General features: G+C 71.7%; 19 protein-coding genes. 7 read left to right on the forward strand and 12 right to left on the reverse strand.

All coding sequences use genetic code 11. From position 1 onward, the window contains the following. Positions 1-124 precede the first annotated feature (124 nt). Positions 125-409 (reverse strand): phosphoribosylformylglycinamidine synthase subunit PurS, encoded by a 285-nt coding sequence (gene purS / locus ALLO2_RS01250; protein WP_011438783.1) that lies wholly within the window; start codon positions 407-409, stop codon positions 125-127. Positions 410-543: 134 nt separating this feature from the next. Here purS and ALLO2_RS01255 point away from each other — a divergent pair, with 134 nt between their 5' ends. Then, on the forward strand, positions 544-1,185 hold the full coding sequence (locus ALLO2_RS01255) for an HAD family hydrolase (RefSeq protein ID WP_011438782.1): 642 nt from the start codon (positions 544-546) through the stop codon (positions 1,183-1,185). 57 nt (positions 1,186-1,242) lie between these two features. Here ALLO2_RS01255 and ALLO2_RS01260 read toward each other — a convergent pair whose 3' ends face one another. Next, the gene (locus ALLO2_RS01260) at positions 1,243-1,680 is read right to left on the reverse strand and encodes a hypothetical protein (RefSeq protein ID WP_023840636.1); all 438 of its coding nucleotides are present in this window, start codon (positions 1,678-1,680) and stop codon (positions 1,243-1,245) included. Positions 1,681-1,860: 180 nt separating this feature from the next. On the opposite strand from ALLO2_RS01260, the gene ALLO2_RS01265 reads away from it, so the two are divergent. Beyond that, positions 1,861-2,256, forward strand: a complete 396-nt coding sequence (locus ALLO2_RS01265) for a cold-shock protein (RefSeq protein ID WP_011438780.1) — start codon at positions 1,861-1,863, stop codon at positions 2,254-2,256. 172 nt (positions 2,257-2,428) lie between these two features. On the opposite strand, the gene ALLO2_RS25290 is transcribed toward ALLO2_RS01265, so the two are convergent. Next, the gene (locus ALLO2_RS25290; protein ID WP_023840638.1) at positions 2,429-2,596 is read right to left on the reverse strand and encodes a hypothetical protein; all 168 of its coding nucleotides are present in this window, start codon (positions 2,594-2,596) and stop codon (positions 2,429-2,431) included. A 355-nt stretch (positions 2,597-2,951) separates the two neighbouring features. Between ALLO2_RS25290 and ALLO2_RS01275 the strand changes: the two genes are divergently transcribed. Continuing rightward, positions 2,952-4,733 carry a DUF4352 domain-containing protein gene (locus tag ALLO2_RS01275; protein WP_051874795.1) on the forward strand — a complete coding sequence of 594 codons (1,782 nt, stop codon included), beginning with the start codon at positions 2,952-2,954 and terminating at the stop codon, positions 4,731-4,733. 116 nt (positions 4,734-4,849) lie between these two features. Further along, a complete protein-coding gene (locus tag ALLO2_RS01280; protein WP_084588320.1) occupies positions 4,850-5,608 on the forward strand; it encodes an HNH endonuclease family protein in 759 nt (252 codons plus the stop codon). 86 nt (positions 5,609-5,694) lie between these two features. On the opposite strand, the gene ALLO2_RS01285 is transcribed toward ALLO2_RS01280, so the two are convergent. The 5 genes from ALLO2_RS01285 to ALLO2_RS01305 form a co-directional block, all read right to left on the reverse strand. Further along, positions 5,695-6,045 carry a rhodanese-like domain-containing protein gene (locus ALLO2_RS01285; RefSeq protein ID WP_011438777.1) on the reverse strand — a complete coding sequence of 117 codons (351 nt, stop codon included), beginning with the start codon at positions 6,043-6,045 and terminating at the stop codon, positions 5,695-5,697. Positions 6,046-6,087: 42 nt separating this feature from the next. Beyond that, entirely contained in the window at positions 6,088-6,933 is an 846-nt protein-coding gene (locus ALLO2_RS01290) for a 1,4-dihydroxy-6-naphthoate synthase (RefSeq protein WP_011438776.1), read from the reverse strand. A gap of 1 nt (position 6,934) precedes the next feature. Beyond that, positions 6,935-7,948 carry a futalosine hydrolase gene (gene mqnB, locus ALLO2_RS01295; RefSeq protein ID WP_023840640.1) on the reverse strand — a complete coding sequence of 338 codons (1,014 nt, stop codon included), beginning with the start codon at positions 7,946-7,948 and terminating at the stop codon, positions 6,935-6,937. A 291-nt stretch (positions 7,949-8,239) separates the two neighbouring features. Beyond that, entirely contained in the window at positions 8,240-8,689 is a 450-nt protein-coding gene (locus tag ALLO2_RS01300) for a hypothetical protein (protein WP_011438774.1), read from the reverse strand. Positions 8,690-8,794: 105 nt separating this feature from the next. After that, positions 8,795-10,360, reverse strand: a complete 1,566-nt coding sequence (locus ALLO2_RS01305; RefSeq protein WP_035729109.1) for an MFS transporter — start codon at positions 10,358-10,360, stop codon at positions 8,795-8,797. An 8-nt stretch (positions 10,361-10,368) separates the two neighbouring features. On the opposite strand from ALLO2_RS01305, the gene ALLO2_RS01310 reads away from it, so the two are divergent. After that, positions 10,369-11,358 carry a DUF3027 domain-containing protein gene (locus ALLO2_RS01310; protein ID WP_023840643.1) on the forward strand — a complete coding sequence of 330 codons (990 nt, stop codon included), beginning with the start codon at positions 10,369-10,371 and terminating at the stop codon, positions 11,356-11,358. A 50-nt stretch (positions 11,359-11,408) separates the two neighbouring features. Here the strand turns inward: ALLO2_RS01310 and purL are convergent, their stop codons facing one another. The 4 genes from purL to ALLO2_RS01330 all read right to left on the reverse strand — a co-directional run bounded on the left by purL (position 11,409) and on the right by ALLO2_RS01330 (position 16,233). Next, positions 11,409-13,694: a phosphoribosylformylglycinamidine synthase subunit PurL gene (gene purL, locus ALLO2_RS01315; protein WP_035729110.1), complete on the reverse strand. Its 2,286-nt coding sequence runs from the start codon at positions 13,692-13,694 to the stop codon at positions 11,409-11,411. A 78-nt stretch (positions 13,695-13,772) separates the two neighbouring features. Next, positions 13,773-14,486, reverse strand: a complete 714-nt coding sequence (gene purQ, locus ALLO2_RS01320; protein WP_011438770.1) for a phosphoribosylformylglycinamidine synthase subunit PurQ — start codon at positions 14,484-14,486, stop codon at positions 13,773-13,775. A gap of 139 nt (positions 14,487-14,625) precedes the next feature. Next, on the reverse strand, positions 14,626-15,153 hold the full coding sequence (locus tag ALLO2_RS01325) for an ATP-binding protein (RefSeq protein WP_011438769.1): 528 nt from the start codon (positions 15,151-15,153) through the stop codon (positions 14,626-14,628). A gap of 120 nt (positions 15,154-15,273) precedes the next feature. Further along, positions 15,274-16,233, reverse strand: a complete 960-nt coding sequence (locus ALLO2_RS01330) for an NAD(P)/FAD-dependent oxidoreductase (RefSeq protein ID WP_035729111.1) — start codon at positions 16,231-16,233, stop codon at positions 15,274-15,276. Between the two features lie 509 nt (positions 16,234-16,742). Between ALLO2_RS01330 and ALLO2_RS01335 the strand changes: the two genes are divergently transcribed. Together ALLO2_RS01335 and ALLO2_RS01340 are read left to right on the forward strand one after the other, a co-directional pair. Further along, positions 16,743-17,915 (forward strand): DUF5926 family protein, encoded by a 1,173-nt coding sequence (locus tag ALLO2_RS01335; RefSeq protein WP_035729112.1) that lies wholly within the window; start codon positions 16,743-16,745, stop codon positions 17,913-17,915. A 113-nt stretch (positions 17,916-18,028) separates the two neighbouring features. Continuing rightward, entirely contained in the window at positions 18,029-19,309 is a 1,281-nt protein-coding gene (locus ALLO2_RS01340) for a geranylgeranyl reductase family protein (protein ID WP_035729114.1), read from the forward strand. The last annotated feature ends 48 nt before the right edge of the window (positions 19,310-19,357 follow it).

A 19,357-nucleotide genomic window follows, 5' to 3' on the forward strand; every position in this document is an offset into this window, starting at 1 on the left:
CCCCTGGCGGCGCGTGCTGCGCCGTCAGGGGCTTTCGTCATGCTGGCCGGGGGGGCCGAGCCGCCCCGAGCCCCCCGCGTTGCGCCTTCGGCGCTGCCTTGGTTGGCTGGCTGCGCGGAGAGGCTCAGCCGGCGGGGCTGCCCACCGACGGCGTGGAGACGTCCTCGATGCGCACCGCGTAGTCCTCGATCACCGGATTGGCCAGCAGGGTCGAGGCCAGGTGCTCGACCCGGGCCAGGACCGCGCCGTCGAGGTCCGTGCCCTCCTCCAGCTCCAGCTCGAAACGCTTGCCCTGGCGGACCCCGACGATCCCACTCACGCCGAGGCGCGGCAGCGCGGCGAGCACCGCCTGCCCCTGAGGGTCGAGAATCTCCGGCTTGAGCATCACATCCACCACAACCCTGGTCACACCCGCGGACACTACCGGTCGAGCGGCGTAGTGAGCCGGATCTCGCCCGCCCGGGGCGTACAGATCGTACAGATCCGGTAGGCGATCTTGGATAATGCGGGCTTCCCGGGAACATCGGCCCTTAAGCTCGGCTGGTGTCGTTCTGGCGGGCATCCGTCCCGGTCGTCGGGTTCGATCTCGATCTGACCCTGTTGGATGCCCGGCACGGCATCCGGGCGACCTTCGCCGTCCTGTCCGCCGAGACCGGGGTGGCGGTGGACGCCGAGACGGTCGTCGCCCGGCTCGGCCCGCCGCTGGAGACGGAGCTCGCCCACTGGTTCCCGCTGGCCGAGGTCGCGGCCGTGGCGGCCCGCTACCGCGAGCTCTACGCGGTCCACGCGCTGCCGGCGTCGCTGCCGATGCCGGCAGCGGTGGCCGCGGTGGCCGCGGTGCGGCGGCTAGCCGGCCGGGTAGTGGTCGTCACCGCGAAGAGCACGGCGCTGGCCCGCGCGAGTCTGGACCGGATCGGCATCACCGCCGACGTGGTGGAGGGAGCCCGGTTCGCGCAGACGAAGGGCGAGGCCCTGCGNGCCCACCGCGTGGACGTCTTCGTCGGTGACCACGTCGGCGACATGGTCGGCGCCCGCGACGGCGGTGCTCTCGCCGTCGGGGTCGCCACCGGGCCCTGCTCGGCCGCCGATCTGCTCTCCGCCGGCGCCGACGTCGTCCTCCCCCGGCTGGCCGACTTCCCGCCCTGGCTGGTCGACGAGGCCCGGCGCCGACGACAGCCGGGCTGACGCCGCGACGCGGTGGGCCCGGCGGGGGTCCGCACCCCCGGCCGTGAGATCAAGGAACTACCGGGAACGGGTGACAGGATCTGCCCGCGAACCGGTGCCGTCCCCGGGGTGGTCGGCGTCCCCGGGACGATCGGCCTCCCTGCGGGCCCCGTGGTCGGGCGGATGTGGGTTGTTCACGTAGAGATCGGGATCGCTCTCCTCGGGAATCCGGGATCGGGCGGCGGCGAGCACCCCCACCAGCGCCACGGCGAACCCGATGGTCAGTCCGCCGCCGGCGACGGCGTTCAGCCAGGTCGGCAGATTCTCGGCGCCCAGGAAGAAGGGGATCACCGCCGCCGCCGTGGCGACCAGACCGGTTCCGAAGAGCACGGCCCCGATCCGGACCAGCCGATCCGCCCAGGTCACCGGCGGCGGGGTTGCGACCGGAGCCATGACCTCGCTTACCGCACCGCCGGCCACGGGTCCGACCTGCCGGGACGAGGGTTTCGCCGACACGTGCGACAGCCTACGAGGATGTGTGCCGAACGCGGGCCGGGCCACTGTCACGGGAGGGAGATGGGCGCACCCGACAGCCGATCGCTACCGAAGACGCACGCGACGTGCGGCCGACGGATAGCCTGGGAATCACTCATCTTCCGTTGCGTTGTCCTGCCGTTACACAGAACGAGGTCGCCCGTGCCCACCGGCAAAGTCAAGTGGTTCGACGTCGACAAGGGCTTCGGCTTTCTCAGCCGGGACGACGGCGGCGACGTCTTCGTGCACAAGGCCGCCCTGCCCGCCGGGGTCGACCGGCTGAAACCCGGCGACCGGGTCGAGTTCGGCGTCGCCGCCGGGCGGCGTGGCGACCAGGCACTGTCGGTCCGGCTGCTGACCGCCCCGCCGTCGGTCGCCAAGGCGGCCGCCCAGGCCGCGCGGCGCAGTCCGGACGAGCTGCACAGCATGGTCGAAGACATGATCAAGGTGCTGGACGACGTGCAGCGGGACCTTCGTCGCGGCCGGTATCCCGACCGGCGGACCGCCCAGCGGGTCGCCAAGGTCGTGCACGCCGTAGCCAACGAGTTGGAGGTCTAGACCGGCGGCAGGAAACCGACCCGTCGGCCGCACCCGGTGCACACCGCGACCTGGGCGCCCGGTTCCTCGTCGGACGCCGCCAGGTGGGTCAGTGGCACCGGGCCACCGCACCAGGGGCAGAGCAGCCAGGGGCCGTCCACCCCGCGTGGCCCGGGCTCGGACGGACCGGATGTCACGTTTCCGCCAGCACAACGGTCACCCTAGCCGCATCCATCGAATCCGCTGTCGAATCCGCTGTTCCCATCAGATCAGCGACACCGGCCGAGCCAGCCACATCAATCGGGATCCGGGCATGAGCCGAGATCGAGCCCTTCATCAGATTGGCCACACTGGTACGCATCGGTTCACGANGCCTCCTCGGTTAGGGCCTCATCCGCCGCGGCCTGCGCGCCGTGGCGGCAACACATTGTCGGGGAGCCGACCGGTCCCGTCGGCGGGGAGCCCGCGTGCGACTGGAAGCGTTGGCAGTGCGGCAGACTGCGAACGTAGACCAGACCGAACCATGAGCAGCCCCGCAGCCGGCCGCGGTGGCATCGCCGAGGGCCGTCCCACCTCCGCTGATCGGCGGAGGGCACGGATCGGCGGTCGGAACGAGGCGTCGGATCGGGATTCGAGAGGCATTCGTGTGACAAGCAGTGGACAGCGGTCGTGATCACAGCCGTGCGGTGCTGACCGTGGCCGACAACGCCGCACGCATGGGTCCCGGCCGCTCCGAACCAGGTGATCCGCTCAATCCACACGAGCCCCGGTCGGTCGGCCCCTACGTTCTGCTCAGCCGGCTCGGGGTCGGCGGCATGGGCACGGTCTACCTGGCGAGGAACCGGGCCGGACGGCGGGTTGCCATCAAGGTCATCAGACCGGACCTGGCCGCCGACGAGGAGTTCCGCCGCCGGTTCCGGGCCGAGGTCGAAGCGGCACGCAAGGTTGCTCCCTTCTGCACCGCCGAAGTCCTGGACGCGGATCCGAATGCGCCCGCGCCGTACCTCGTCACCGAGTTCATCGACGGCGTCCGGCTGGACATGCAGGTCGACAAGGGCCCGCTGACCTCGTCGACCCTGACCGGACTGGCCGTGGGGGTCGCGACGGCGCTCACCGCGATCCACAGCGCCGGCCTCGTCCATCGGGATCTCAAGCCCAGCAACGTGATGCTCTCACTGTCCGGGCCACGCGTGATCGATTTCGGGATCGCGCAGGCCCTCGAGGGCGCGAAGGCGAAGCCCACGGCATGGGGCTTCGGCTCCGCCGGGTGGATGGCGCCCGAGCAGGTGCACGGCCAGCCCATCGGTCCGGAGGCGGACGTCTTCGCCTGGGGCATCCTCATTGCCTACGCTGGTACCGGCCGCCACCCGTTCGGCGACGGTACGGACATCGACCTCGGCATGCGCATCGTCGGGTCCGCCCCGGACCTGCGCGGTCTGCCGCAGCCACTGGTCGGCCTGGTCAGCGCGGCCCTGGCCAAGCATCCCGACGACCGGCCGAGCGCCCGGGACCTGCTGCTGCGGCTCATCGCGCAGCCACCCTCCCGCGGTACCGGTGCCATCGGCGAGGCGATGGGTCAGGCCGAGGAGCTCCTGAGCAGAACCGGCGAGGTGCCCCGCGCCGCCCCGACCCGGATCGGCCCGGCGACCTCGGCTCCCGCGCGTCAGGTCCACTGGAACGCGGGCGCTCCCGNCGCCCGGGCGGGCCAGGGACCGGGACAACCACGCCAGGCACCACCGGGGCAGTCCGGTGCGCACAGCCCGAGGGGACGCCCCGGCCCGCGGCCCGCCCAGCTGGGCGAGCGGATGGGTGGGCAGGTCCCCGGCGCGCCGCCGGGGCCGTGGTCCGGCCAGGCTCCCGATCGGCACGGGCCGGTACCGGGCGAGCCCGGCGCGCCGTACCCGTCCTTCGCCCAGCCGCCGCCGGCCCGCGGGCTCGATCGCAGGCGACTCGTCTGGATCGCCGTCATCGTCCTGGGCGCGCTGATCGCCATCGCGGTCGTGGTCAGCCTGCCCGGAAAGAGCGGCCAAAATGGTTCCGCGGAACAGTCGGCGGCCACGACCGCCCCGTCGCGCTCCACCGGTCCGAGCACGGCACCGGGTCCGGCCAGCGGCCTGAACCGCCCCGTCACGGATGGCCAGCTCGAGTTCATCGTGGATTCCTTCCGATGCGGGCAGACCAAACTCGGTGACGGACTGCTCGCTCGGCACACGGACGGCCAGTTCTGCCTGGCCCACGTGACCGTGCGCAACATCGGCGACTCCACCCGCACGCTGGTGACCTCATCCCAGTTTCTGTGGGACGGCGGCGGCGGCCGGCACAGCGCCGATTTCCTCGCCCGCTTCCAGCTGAGTAACGAGGATCTGTGGGATTCGATCAACCCGGGTGACCTCAGAGCGGGCACCATGGTCTTCGACATCCCACGGGACGCCACGGCCCAGGAGTTGGAGCTGCACGACAATCCGGTGAGCGCGGGAGCCCGCGTTCCCGTCCCCTGACGGTGGCCGACCAACCCGGCGGGCCGATCTCCAGTTAATGTCACCCTCGATCCGAACGGACCCGAAGCGGGGCGAGCACTTCCCACGGGTTCCGAACCGTCGAGGTGGGGAGTCCGGTGCGAAGAAGCGGTGTCGGTCCAGATCGTCACGGACCCGGTCGGCCCGGTCGACCCGGCGGAGCCGCGGCCCTCGCCGTCCTCGCCGTTTTCGTCCTCGTCGGCGGCCTGACCGGTTGCAGTGACCTTTCCGACCAGACCGGANCGTCCAACCAGGTTGGTGCCCCGACCGCCAGCGGCTCGGCGCTGAAGCTGCTCGCCACCCTTCCGATCAAAGCGGAGGACAACTCTCCCAGGTACCGCCGGGACGAGTTCGGGCCCGCCTGGTCGGACATCGACGACAACGGGTGTGACACCCGTAACGACATTCTGCGGCGAGATCTGCGCAGCACCACCATCCGCAGATCGGACGGCTGCACGGTGCTGACCGGCGAGCTCCGGGATCCGTACACCACCAGAATCATCCGTTTCGACCGTGGACGGAACTCCGCCAGCGTGCAGATCGACCACGTCGTCCCCTTGGCGGATGCGTGGCGGACCGGCGCGCTCAACTGGACCGCTCGGGAACGGCTCCAGTTCGCCAACGATCCGGAGAACCTGCTGGCTGTCGACGGTCCCACGAATCAGCGCAAGAGCGATCACGACGCCGCCGAATGGTTGCCGCCGAGCCCGGGGGAGCAGTGCCCNTACGTCGCGCGCCAGGTGGGATTGAAGGCCCGTTACCGCCTGTGGGTCGTCCAGGCGGAGGCGGACGCGATGCGCGCCGTTCTCCAGAAGTGCCCGAACCAGCCGGCACTGGGGCTGACCCCGAGCGGCTGACCGGAAGCCCGCGGCGCTGAATCATCCGAGAAATGCGGAGCAGCCGGCGGGGTCGGCCCGGACCCGGCGGGGTCGGCCGGCGGTTCTCAGCGGACGGTGGGCGCGGCGCCGCTCTCGCTCACCATCGGGCGGCCGTGCGCCTGCCAGGAGAGCATCCCGTCAGTCAGGTTGCGGACCTGCCAGCCGCCCTGCCTGAGGTAGTTGGTGACGGCGGCGGACCTACCGCCCGAGCGGCACACCACGACGACCTCGCGTTCCCGGGGAACCTCGTCGAGCCGGGCGACCAGTTCACTCATCGGGATGTGCAGCGCGCCGGCGATGTGACCGGCGGACCACTCGTCGGGCTCCCGCACGTCCACCATCAGCGGGGCACCGTCCGCGGAAAGCTCGACCGGTAGCTCCGCGACGCCGACAGCCGGTATCTGATCGGTACTCACGTCTCCATCCTGCCATCAGGACCCTCCGAGGGGGCTCGCGGTTCAGCGCAGCGGCCGCGGAAGCACGGGGACGAGGTCGGCGTCGGCGGCGCGGGAGAGCAGGGCCTCGACGGCGGCGAACCCTTCGTCGCCGAGGTCGAGGCTGAACTCGTTGACGTACAGCTGGATGTGGGCGTCGACGACGTCGGGCGTCATCTCCTGGGCGTGGGCGAGGACGTAGTCGGCGCTGGCGGCGGGATCGGCGAAGGCCGCGGCGACGCTCGCCCGCACCGCGGCGGACAGCACCGGACCGTCCAGCCCCCGGCGGGCGAGGATCGCGCCGAGCGGAATGGGCAGCGAGGTCTGGCCCTCCCACCAGTCGCCAAGGTCGACGAGCGCCGTCAGTCCATAGGACGGGTAGGTGAAGCGGGACTCGTGGATGACGAGCCCCGCGTCATACGCGCCATCGCGGACGGCGGGCATGATCTTCTCGAAGGGAAGCACGTCGACGTTCGTCACGCCCTCGTCGGCCGCCCACAGCCGGAACAGCAGGTAGGCCGTGGTGCGGGTGCCGGGGATGGCGACCCGGGCACCGCGCAGGTCCGACCGCCCGGCGGTGAGGACGAGTGGGCCGCAGCCGCGGCCCAGGGCCCCGCCCGCCGTCAGCAGCTGATACCCGGTGAGCAGCCACGGCAGGGCGGCGTAGGACACCTTGACGAGGTCGTCCCGCCCGTCGGCGGCCCGGGTGTTGAGGACGTCGATGTCGGCGAAGGTCACCGACACCTCGGGTGCTCCCGGGACGAGTCCGTGCGCGAGGGCGTGGAAGGCGAACGTGTCGTTGGGGCAGGGCGAGATGGCGAGCGAGAGCGGACCCGGAAGGTTCGAGGTGGTCGCCCGGCCAGCACCCATCTCAGTGCTCTCCCGTCCCGTGGTGGCCGCTGTTCCCGTGGTGGCCGCGGGCACCCGGGTGCCCGGCCGGGATCGTGGTGGAGACGTCGTTCGCGGTGGCCACCGGTGCGGCCGTCACCAGGCCGTCCGGGTGGGTGACGAGTGCCGCGGCGGCCGTGCGGAGGCTGGCCAGCGCGACCGGCAGGTTCCAGCCGGACCGGTCCCGGCGCCCGACCGTGTTGCTGATGGTACGGATCTCCACCACCGGGACGCCGAAGGCCCGGGCGGCCACCCCGACGGCGTACCCCTCCATCGACTCCGCCACCGGGTCCAGCCGCTCGGTCAGCGCCGTGGCCCGACGCTCGGTGCCCGTCACCGTCGACACGCTGATCACGCTACCCGTGACGATCCGCCGACCGGTGACGTCGAGCACCGTGCCCAGGCGGTGGACGAGGTCCGGATCCGGGACCACCGTGGACGAACCGAGCCCGAGATCCTCCAGGCTCAGGAACGACCCCGCGGGGTTCGACGAGTGGGCGAGGCCGCCGCGGGGTGCCGGCGCGCCGTTGCTGTGGAACCCGAGATTGCGGTCCATCTCGCTGATGCGGCCGATCGGCGGAGCGGGCGGTTCCTCGTCAAGGCCGGACTCCGCGCCGAGGTCGGCGGCGACGATGCGATCGGCGAGGACGATGTCCCCGATCTCCGCCCAGCCGCGGAACCCACCGCCGATCCCCATCGCCACCACCAGGCTGAACGGCTGCCCCGCCGCGCTCGCCACCGACAATGCCACCGCGGTGCCCGCCGCCGCGGCCGGGCCGCCGGTGCCCGCCGCGAGCACCGTCACCGGTCCGCGTCGCCGGCCCACGTAGGGGCCCAGGGTGGAGGTGGTGAGAAGCTGGCGGTCCCATTCGGGGGACACCAGGCTGCCCGGTCCGACGGGGGTTCTGGTCCGACCGCTCGACCAGCTGCCCATCAGGCCGGCACACACCGCGTCCGCTTCGGCGGTCACCGCGGTCACGATCAGGGTACGGCTCACGATCAGGTCCGGATCATGATCTGGGGACGTCCTCGTCTGTTGTCGCATGCTGTCGGTCGATTCACCCGAACACCACCGCACCGGACGGCTGGGTAACAGCGCGGGATTTTCGATGGGGTGCAAATCGGACTTGTTGCCGGACCTTAGCATCGCGGACGACGCTGCGTGGTCCCGGTGGGGAGGTGTGGCACGCTGCGCGCACGGTGTATCCCCGTTCGGGGGCTGGTGTGCGCGGGTCGTTGGTTCCGGTCCGGCGGCGGAGTGGCCGGCGGCGGAGTGGCCGGCGGCGGGTCAGGGCTTGAAGGTGACCAGGAACGGCCAGCTTCCCGACGCCTGGTCGCTGGAGCTGCCCGCCTCGGGAAGCGCGAACACCACGAGCAGGGCAGGCGTGTTCTTGGCGGGAACGTACCGGTAGTGCGTCTCGCTGATCTTGTCGGTCACCCGCTCCCTGCCCAGGACGAGGAAGTAGCCGCGGTCGGCGACCGACGTCGGCACGTCGATGTTGATGGCGCTTCCGGGCCTGACCGTGATGTGCGGCGGTGATACCGATTTCTGGATCACCGTTCCGTCCCGCTCGTACTGCGCGGCGTTCGTCCGCACGAAGTGTCCCCCGGACTCCATGGTCACCAGGGGAGTCGGTCGCTCGCAGCCGCTCAGGCCGAGGCCGACGACGACCGCGGCGGCGAGAGCCGCGGCGAGCCGCCGGAACGGGAGACGGCGGAGGAGGTGGGGCGTGCGCACGGTCGGAGGGTATCGCCGCCCGTGCGGTGGCGTCGCTCGCCGTCAGGGCCTTCAGCCGCTGGCCGGTGGGCACGGTGGCCCGGGTCACGTCGCTGGCGTGCCGGATCAGTTCCGGCGCCGCCATCGGAGGCCGCGGGCCGTTCGTCGGCGGTCAGGCCGGGTCGGACCGGTCGGATCCTGGAGCGTCGCCGGAATGGGGAGTGGGGCCTGCCGCCACGGGTCGGCCGGTGGCAGCGGCGTTGACGCGGTCGCGTGGGCCGACGGGGGCATGGGTGTCGGTGTGGGCATCGGTATCGGCGGGGGNATGGGTGCCTGCGGGGGAACCCCTGGGTGACCGAGTGGTTTCGTTGTGTCCGGATCGTTGTGGGCGGGTGGGCGGTTGCGGGTGTCCGCGCGGAACTGGGTGCGGGCGGCCAGCCGGGACCGACGCAGCGCGCCGGCCTCCACGAACAACGTGATCCCCATCGCCGCCGCGGCCACCGCGAAGCCGACCGTCCCGGGCATCTCGATCAGTCCGAGGCCCCCGCCGGCGACCCAGGCCAGCTGCAGACCGGTCTCAGAGCGGGCGAACGCGGAGTTGCGGGTGGTCTCCGGGATGTCCCGCTGGATGATCGCGTCCAGCGCCAGCTTCCCCATCGACCCCGCCATGGACGCCAGCAGCGCGGCGACCAGCGAGGTGAACTTGGTGTAGGTGATCGCCGCACCGAGGCATCCCCCTGCCGCCAACACCAGCGCGAGCATGAGGATGCCCTCGGGACGGCGCCGGCCGAGCCGGCCGCCGATGAAGACTCCCAGGCCGCTGCCGGCGCCCGCGCAGACCGCGAGCCCGCCCAGCCACAGGTTGTTCCCGCCGTTGGTGCGCAGGAGGAACGCCAGATAGAACGTCAGGAAGCCGACCAGACTGCGTAGCACCAGGGCGGCGCGCAGCGCCACCGGCAGCGTGCCGAGGAACGCCCGGATCCGCGCCCCGACGCCGCGCCGGGCCACGCTTGAGGGAAGCGGGCCGCGCAGCGGCTGCTCACCGGCGGCGGAGTCGACGTGCCCGGGCAGGTTGAACGCCAGTAGGACCCCGGCCATGTAGACGAGGGCACAGATTCGCAACACCCAGGGATAGCCGACGAAAGGGATGTTGGCGATGCCCAGCCCGACGGGTGCCACGACCGCCCCGGCGACGATGTTTACCAGCGAGATCCGTGAGTTGATCGTGACGAGCGTGAGTTCCGCCGGGGCCACCCGGGGAATGACGGCGCTGCGCGCGACGCCGAACCCGCGGGAGAGCACGAGCAGGCCGAGCGCGAGGGGGTAGACGGCCAGCCCGTCGAGTGCCCCCGCGAGCTGCCACGCCAGCAGCCCGCGGCCCAGGCAGATGGCGGCGAGCGCCGTCCGCCGACCGTAGGCCACCCGGTCCAGCAGTGGACCGATGACCGGCGCCAGCAGGGCGAACGGCACCATGGTGACCAGTAGGTAGAGGGCGACCTTCGACCGGGCCTCGCCGGACGGGACGGCGAAGAACAGCGAACCCGCCAACGCGACGGTCACCAGCGCGTCCCCGGCGGCGTTGACGAACGACAGCTCCGTCAGCGACGACAGCCCCGACCGGTCGGCGTCATTGCCGCGCACACTCGCCCGCAGCCGGCGCAGGCTGTTCACCACTGTGCTGCCCAGGTTCACCCTGCCCAGTGTCCTCGTCCTGGACCGGCGCCGTCCTGGACCGGCGCGGCGCCGTCCTGGACCTGCGCCACTACGACCACGTCGGGCGGTGGATGGGTTCGTGGGTGAGAATACTTCCCGTGGATGCTCCCGATGTTCGTAGGACGGTCCGGTCCGGGCGGGAACCCGTGGCCGATCCGACCTGTGCGGCCGCCGTCGACCTGGCCCGGCAGGCGGCCGTCGAGGAGGCGGGGTCCGCGGCGGAGGTCGGTGCGCATCTCGGCGTCGAGAGCGAGGGGGACCGCCTCGTCCTGCACCGGTTCGCCTGCCTGGCGCGGGCCTATCCCGGCTGGGTCTGGACAGTGATCGTTACCCGGGCCGCGCGGGTGCGCAAGGCGACGGTCGACGACGTCGTGTTGATGCCCGGGGACGGGGCCATGCTGGCGCCCCCGTGGGTCCCCTGGTCGGAGCGGCTGCGGCCGGGCGACGTCGGGATCGGGGACCTGCTGCCGACCGCCATCGACGATCCTCGGCTCGCGCTGCGCACAGAGGACGCCGAGGAGTTCGTCGACACCGACGTCTTCCTTGAGCTCGGTCTGGGGCGGGCCCGGGTGCTGTCCGTGACCGGGCGGGAGGAGGCGGTCGAACGCTGGTACGCGGGTCCCGCCGGCCCGGACGCATCCATCGCGAAGGTGGCGCCCGCATCCTGCCTGACCTGCGGATTCCACGTGCGGCTCGCGGGTGCGCTCGGCCGGATGTTCGGCGTCTGCGCCAACGAGCTCGCACCGGACGACGGCCGGGTCACGTCGATCGACCACGGCTGTGGGGCGCACTCGGAGGCACTGGTGGCTCCTTCGGCGCATCCCGAACCCGTCCTGTTCGACGAGGACCCCTCCGACCTGGAGCCGATCGACGTCGAGCTGGTGGGTGTGGCCGCCCATCCGCCGGGTTCGGTGGACGACAACGGGGCGGGCGAGACCGCGGACGGCCCGGGACCGGAGCCCTACGGCCACTCCTGACCGGCCTCGCCCGCCGGGACTTACTCGGATTTATCCGGACGTACTCGTGTCTAGGTGAGCCGGCCGAACAGTGCCGGCAGCGTTCCCTNGTGCGCCGCGCGCAGCTCGTCGAGGCCGACGGTGAAGGCGTCCTGTACGTCGAGGGTGTCCCCGTCGACGACACCGACACGCCGCCACGGCAGGCCCCGCACCTCGCACATGTCGGTGAAGCGCAGTTCCTCCGCGCGGGGCACCGCGACGACGGCGCGGCCGGCCGACTCGCTGAACAGCTCGACGAACGGGTCCGATCCGGCCGGCAGGATGATCCGGGCGCCGTGCCCGCCGCGCAGGCACGACTCGACGAGCGCCTGGGCGAGCCCACCGTCGGAGAGGTCGTGCGCGGCGGTGAGCATGCCGTCGCGGGAACCGGCGACGAGGATCTCGCCGAGTAGCTTCTCCCGGGCGAAGTCGACGGCCGGCGGCTCGCCGCCGAGATGGCGATGCGTCACCCACGCCCACTCCGAGCCGCCGAATTCGTCGGCGGTCTCGCCGAGCAGGATCAGGACGTCCCCCTCCTCGGCGAAGCCGATGGGCGTCCGGCGCGTGACGTCGTCGAACAGGCCGAGCACCCCGATCACCGGGGTCGGATGGATCGGCGTCGAGCCGGTCTGGTTGTAGAACGAGACGTTGCCGCCCGTCACCGGGAGGCCGAGCCGCCGGCAGCCCTCGGCGAGGCCCGCGCACGCCTGGGCGAACTGCCACATCACCTCGGGGTCCTCTGGGGAGCCGAAGTTCAGGCAGTTCGTCACCGCGATCGGCACCGATCCGGCGACGGCCACGTTGCGGCACGCCTCCGCCAGGGCGAGCTGGGTGCCGGCGAACGGGTCGAGCCGTGCGTACCGTCCGTTGCCGTCGGTGGCGAGCGCGATCCCCAGGCCGGTGGCCGCCGACAGCCGAAGCACGCCCGCATCTTCCGGCTGGGCGAGCACGGTGCCCGCCTGCACGTACCGGTCGTACTGGTCGGTCACCCAGGCCCGCGAGCACAGGTTCGGGGAGGCGACCAGCCGCAGCAGGGTCTCCCGCAGCTCCGGCCCGGTCCGTGGCCGGGCGAGCCGGGCGGGCGTGGGTGCGTCCGCCCGGACCAGGTCGAAGTCGACCGGGCGGCGCAGGGGGCGCTCGTAGACCGGGCCATCGTCGGCGAGTGATCCGGGCGGAACGTCGACGACGACCTCGCCGTGCCAGCGTACGGTCAGCCGACCGCTGTTGGTGACGGTGCCGATCCTGGTCGCGAGCACACCCCAGCGCTCGGCGAGGGCGAGAACCTCGGGCAGCGCCTCGGGCGTGACGATCGCCAGCATGCGCTCCTGGGACTCGCTCGCGAGGACCTCGTGCGCCGCCATCGACGCCTCGCGCAGGGGCACGAGGTCGAGGTCGACCTCCATGCCGCCGGGCTGGCCGGTGGCGATGCCCGCGGCGGTGGTCTCGGTCAGCGCGCAGGTCAGCCCGGCGCCGCCGAGATCCTGGATGCCGGTGACGAGCTTGCGGTCGAACAGCTCCAGGCAGGTCTCGATCAGGATCTTCTCGGTGAACGGGTCGCCGACCTGCACCGAGGGTCGCCGGGCCGGGCCGCCGCCCTCGTCGAAGGTTGCCGACGCCAGTATCGAGACGCCGCCGATGCCGTCCCGGCCGGTCTTGGCGCCGAGCAGGACGACGGCGTTGCCGACCCCGGTCGCCGCCGACGTCTGCACCCGATCGACCGGCATGACCCCGACGCACAGGGCGTTGACCAGCGGGTTACCCGCGTAGGTCGGGTCGAAGACGACCTCGCCGCCGATGGTGGGCAGGCCGAGGCAGTTGCCGTAGCCACCGATGCCGGCGACGACCCCGGGCAGGACCCGGGCGGTGTCCGCCGCGTCGGCCTCGCCGAAGCGCAGCGGGTCGAGCACGCCGATCGGGCGGGCCCCCATGGTCAGGATGTCACGGACGATGCCGCCTACACCCGTCGCGGCCCCCTGGTACGGCTCGACGAAGCTGGGGTGGTTGTGCGACTCGATCTTGAAGGTGACCGCCAGCCCCTCGCCGACGTCGACGACGCCCGCGTTCTCCCCCATGCCCACCAGCAGCCGGTCCGTCAACGGGGTGTCCCGGAACTGCCGCAGATGCACCTTGGAGGACTTGTAGGAGCAGTGCTCGCTCCACATCACCGAGTACATCGCGAGTTCGGCGTCGCTGGGCCGGCGACCGAGGGTCGCGATGATCCGGGCGTACTCGTCGTCGGTGAGCCCCAGCTCCTGGTAGGGCTGCTCGGCGGGGGGACTCACGGAGGTGGCCGCGGGGGCGGCGGGGTTGCCGGTCACCCTCCCATCCTCGCCGATATCCCCTGGTCCGGGCGCCCGGGTGGGCCAGGAGACCCCTTCGTAACCAAAAATCCTTCTTTAAGAGGAAAAAGCCGACAAAAAGCCGGACAGCACCGAGGTGAACATGCGAAGCCCGTCGACCCCGGGGCCGGTGAGGTCGTCGACAGCATGCTCGGGATGCGGCATCAGGCCCACGATCGTCCGGCTCTCGTTACAGATCCCGGCGATGTCGGCCGCCGACCCGTTGGGATTCCCGCCGACGTAGCGCACCACAACCCGCCCGGCCGCCTCGAGTTCGGCGAGCACGTCCGGGGCCGCAACATAGCGGCCATCCCCGTGCTTCACCGGGATGACGATCTCCTCGCCGTCCTGGTAGCCGCGGGTCCAGGCAGTGCCCGGCGCCTCGACCCGCAACCGCTGGTCGCGGCAGACGAAGTGCAGTCCCACGTTGCGGGTCAGTGCCCCGGGGAGCAGGCCGGCCTCGCAGAGCACCTGAAACCCGTTGCAGATGCCGAGAATCGGCAGGCCCGCGCGGGCCGCCGGGACGAGGGCCGCCACCATGGGCGAGAACCGGGCTATCGCACCGGCACGCAGGTAGTCACCGTAGGAGAATCCGCCGGGCAGGATGACGGCGTCAACGCCGGCGAGATCGCTGTCGCCATGCCAGAGGGAGACCGGTTCGGCACCGGCGGCCCGCACCGCGAGCGCCGTGTCCTGGTCATCGAGGGAGCCGGGGAAGGTGACGATCCCGATCCGGGCCGGCGAGTCCGCCTCAGTCATTACCACACCCATCGCGATACCCGCCCAGATTCCTCGGAGTCCACTCCCGTCAGCGTAGCCGGTCGAATCGTGGGGCGGCCGATCGACGAAGGGAGCGGCGGGGGNCGGCGGGNGACGGNGGNCGGCGGGAGATGGTGGACGGCGGGAGACGTCAGACCGGATGGATGCCCTCGGCCACCTCCGGGCGGGAAGCGGGCCGGAGCCCCGTCCGCGCCCGGCTCAGCCGCGCCCCGGGAGCGCTCTCCTCCCAGGTGAGAGTCTTTTCCAGATGCACGCGGGTGCCCCGATGGGGGCTGTCCACCTGGTGGAACTGCACCCGGTCCATCAGAGCGCGCATGAGAAAGATGCCGCGGCCTTGCTCGGGAACATTATCCGGCCTGGGGGAATCGCCATTCTGGCGGGCTGTCCGATCGAGCTCATCCGCGCTGTCGAAACCGTCGCCGCGATCGCTCACCTCGATGACAGCGACTTCGTTGTCCACTCCCACAAAAACCTCGTACTCGTCGCCGGCATGAGCATGTAGAAGAACGTTGTCGCACGCTTCGGTCAAGGCGATTTCAACATCGTCAATGCATTCTTTATTGACGCCCAGGACTTTCAGGGACTGCGTACAGATACGTCGAATCACGGGTATGGAGATCTCATCGTGGGGCAACGACAGGCTTACTTTGATCTCCATGTCGGAGGGTGTACCCGCGTCACGCATCGTCAACCGAACGACCTACGCCGACACAGGCTCGATCCGGTCACATGTCATCGGTCATCGTAATCGGTTATTGCGATAGGTTGTCGCAATCGGTTATCTCAATCGGGCGGCAAGGGCCCGGCCCAGCTCGGTGCCCGAGCGCCAGGCACTCTCGATCTTCGGTGTTCCCCAGCCGTCGCCGGCGAGCCCGATCCCACTGCTGGACAGGTAGTACGGCTGTTCGTGCGGACGGTCCGGGCGAGCGAAGGTCCACTTTTGCACATACGTCCAACTGGGTTGCATCGTGATGGTGAGCAGGCGCCGTAGCGCCGCGACGAGATCGGGCCCGGCCGCCGCGGGGTCGGCCAGCCGCGGCCGCGCGAAATCCGGCGTCGAGTGGGCGACCAGGACGGCGGCATTGTCACCCCGGCGACGACCGTCGTCGGCGATCCAGGCAATCGTATCGTCGTCGTGGACGAAGGCTCCGTCGATCGGTGCCCAGCACCGGTAGGGCCAGCCGGCGAGCAGCGCCAGCACCGGCGACCAGGGTCGGCCGGCGAGCTGCGCCCGCTCCTCGGTGCAGGCCGGGTCGAGATGGCGCAGCGCCTGCGGGTCGGGCATCGCGAGGACCACCGCGTCGGCGGCCTCGTCGTCAACGCGGGGACCCGGGGTGACCCGGCGGATCGGTGTGGACTGCGTGACCTGCACCCCGGCTCGGGAGGCGAGGTCGGCGACCAGGGAACGCAGCCCGCGCGGGGCGGCGTACCGCAGCGGGCCGGAACGCGGCTCGGCCAGGGTGGCGGTCGGCCCACTGATTACCGACATTCGGTGCGTCCAGGGGCGTACCAGGCCACGGATGAACCAATCGTCCACGACTTCGCGGAACTCCGGCGAGGTGGCGGTGAAGTACGACGCGCCGGAGTCCACGATGCGCCCGTCTATCCNCCGTGAGGCCATCCGTCCGCCGATCACGCGGCCCCGGTCACGGACATCCACGGTGATTCCCTCGGCTAGCAGTGCGCTGGCGCAGGCGATCCCAGCAATGCCCCNGCCGGCGACGACGACCTTCGCCACCGATCCCCCTATATCGAGATGAATGCCGCGGGCGCCGCATGCCGATTGGCCTTTCACCGGTTCCCGCGGCGTCGCCCTCCTGGATGTGTCGCCACGGTGACGGTGGCTTGCGGACGAGCGTTGATGATGCTCGCCATCAGTCCCGCCAGTGCCCGTCCGCCGAACGGCTGTGTTCATCGTGCCCATTGAGGAGGGGTCCGCGTGCGGTATCCGTGGTGATGCTTTCGCAGCGACGGGATAGTCCCTGCCGCGGAAGAGGGTTATCCCTGAACGGGCGCCCGAGATACCGGGGATGCATCTGTCGTTGACCGGGTCTGTCGTCGACCGGGTCTGTCGTTGACCGGATCTGTCGGCTGTCGGCCCTCCGTCAGCCCGCTCCCGCGACGGGATCGGTGGTGTTTGCCACGGCCACGGCCGCCACCCGGTACCCTCGTCATCCGCCGAGCATGGCTTAGCCTTACCCGCAGGAAGTCCATGACCGCGCGTGACGGTCTCTACCTCAGGAGGTCGTGATCGCTCGCCGACCCGCACCCCAGCGTCCCGGCACCCGCCCGGCACGAGTCGCCACGCCCGGCTCTGGCGGGGGAGCCGCACGGAGCCGTCGCCGCCCGTCCGTCCACGGATCCGATGGTGCCATCCCCGCCGTCGGACCGCGGGAACCCTGTCCCTGCGGGTCGGGCCGTCGTTACAAGGCGTGCCACGGCGAGCGGAACCGGCCGGCTCCCGTGCTGCGCCCGTTCGCGGGCCGCCGCGACGAGCCGGACCTGGTCGCCCTGCGGGAGCTGGTGCCCAGCGCCACCGCGCCGCTGGCCCTGGCGGCGGCCTACCTCGCCGACCATCCCGAGCACGCCGACCGGCGCATCACGCTCTGCACGATGCTGCCGCAGGCCGCCCCCGCCCTGGTACGCGAGGACGGCGAAATCCTGGTCGCCCTGCAGATCGCCCTTCCGGGTCTGGACGTATCGCGGGACGTCGCCGGTGCCCTGCTCGCCGCACTCGCCGCCGAGCCGGGGAGTGTGATCGNCATCCCGCCCGCCTCCGCGCCGCGCCTCGTGGAACAACTGCCCGCGGGACTCGCCGGGTTGCCCCGGCTCACCGACCTGCTGGACCCGGCGCCCCTGGACATCACCGTTCATTCCGGATTCGGATGGTGGCTGCCACCGTCCGACGAGGAGAGCGGTCCGAACCCGGAGGTGGCGGTGATGCTGGAGCGCGCCAACGCCACCGTGGTGCCCACCGTACGGCTCACCTCGGTGCCGGCCGCCTACTGGTGCCATCCCGGTGACCGCTGGCACCTGCGGTGGGCGCTTCCGCTGGCCTGGCCGGGTGCGGCGGGTGCTGCGGCGGGCACCGACTCCGAGGCCGAGGCGGTCGCTCCCATCGGCGCGGGCGCCGACGTCGCCCCCACCGAGGAGGCGTTGCTGGATGCGCTGGCTCGCCTGGCCGCGGCCGAACGTCTCACGGTGGGGGAGGGCTCCAGGTTCATCGGGTTCTTCCGCGCCGCCGGGCTCGTCGTGCCCGTCTGGGATCTCGCGCCCGGAAGCGAGGCGGGTAGCTGTGAGGAGCCGGCCGCCGCGCTGCGGGNGGCCTACCAGAGGGCACTGGCCGACACCACGGCACTGACCGCGCACGAACGCCGGGTGCGGGCGGGTCTTGTTGGACGCAGCCTCACCCTGCGCTGACGGCATCGGCGCAGACCGCGCTGCCTGGGCGGGGTGCGCTGCCTGGGCGGGGTGCGCTGCCTGGGCGGGGTGCGCTGCCTGGGCGGGGTGCGGTGTCGGGAGGATGGAGCGCTGTGAGCAGGGTTGACGACCCGGAGAACACCTTTGACGTCATTGTCGTCGGGGCGGGTCCGGCCGGTGGCAGCGCGGCGCGGGCGGCGGCGAACGCCGGGGCCCGGGTGTGCGTGCTCGAACGCTCGGCGGTACCTCGTTACAAGACCTGCGGTGGCGGCCTGGTCGGCCTTTCGGCGGATCATCTCGGCATCGAACTGGCCGGTCTGGTTCGAGCCAGCGTCAGCTCCCTGACGATGACCTGGGACGGCCGCTTCGAGGTCACCCGCGGCCGGTCCGGCGGCCGTCCCTGGATGTCGATGGTGATGCGATCCGATCTGGACGCCGCTCTCCTGGCCGCGGCGGCCGCGGCCGGCGCGACCGTGCGGACCGGTGCGCACGTGGTGGGGCTGACCGAGAGCGGGCCGGGCGGGACCGGGATCGCCGAGGACGCCGGGGATCAGGACGACGGTTGGGTGACCGTGCGTCTGCGTGCGGGGGCGGACCTGCGCGCTCGGGTGGTGGTGGGTGCGGACGGCACCTCGGGTCGTTGCGGCACCTATGTCGGTGTCCGCTGTGACCAGGTCGACGTCGGCCTGGAGGGCGAGTTTGTCGCCGACCCGGCGCGTGCCGCGCGATGGGCCGGACGCATGCTCATCGACTGGGGGCCGGTGCCGGGTTCCTACGGGTGGGTGTTCCCCAAGGGACGGGTGCTCACGGTCGGCGTGATCGGTGATCGTGCCGAGGGCGCCGCGCTGCGCGCCTATTACACCCGGTTCGTCGACCGTCTCGGGCTCACCGACCTGCCGCGCCAGCATGACTCCGGACATCTCACCCGGGTGCGGGCCGTCGCCTCCCCGCTGCGGCGGGGCCGGGNGTTGGTCGCGGGGGACGCGGCCGGGCTCCTGGATCCGTGGACACGCGAAGGCATCTCGTTCGCATTACGGTCGGGTCGGCTCGCCGGGGAGGCGGCCGCCGCGGCGAGTGTGGGCGTCGGTCGCGCGAGGGCGGGCGTGACCCGGGCCGGGGGGGTAACGGATACAAGGCCCACTGGCCCGGGCGCCACGGCGCTCGACGCCTTGGCGGCCTATCCCGCGCGCGTCGAGGCGATCCTGGGCCCCGAGATGGCGGCGGGACGAGAGGTCCTGGCCGCGTTCACCCGCCGGCCGGGCGCGATGCACACGGTCATGGCGGCTCCGGGCACCTTCGGGCTGTTCACCCGGCTCATCGAGGGACGGACCACCATCGCCCGGCAACTGCGTCGTCCCGGCGTGCGGGCGGCGGTGGCGGCACTGAGCCACTGAGGCACTGAGGCACTGAGGCACTGAGCCACTGAGGCACTGAGCTGCTGA

Origin of the sequence: Frankia sp. Allo2, from assembly GCF_000733325.1 — a bacterium.
Taxonomy (GTDB): Bacteria; Actinomycetota; Actinomycetes; order Frankiales; family Frankiaceae; genus Frankia; species Frankia casuarinae.

Coding starts and splice junctions, on each gene's coding strand:
- ALLO2_RS25290 (WP_023840638.1), bottom strand. CDS start 2,596: ATGCGTACCAGTGTGGCCAATCTGATGAAGGGCTCGATCTCGGCTCAT.
- ALLO2_RS01290 (WP_011438776.1), bottom strand. CDS start 6,933: ATGGGTGCTGGCCGGGCGACCACCTCGAACCTTCCGGGTCCGCTCTCG.
- purQ (WP_011438770.1), bottom strand. CDS start 14,486: ATGGGTGTGGTAATGACTGAGGCGGACTCGCCGGCCCGGATCGGGATC.
- ALLO2_RS01325 (WP_011438769.1), bottom strand. CDS start 15,153: ATGGAGATCAAAGTAAGCCTGTCGTTGCCCCACGATGAGATCTCCATA.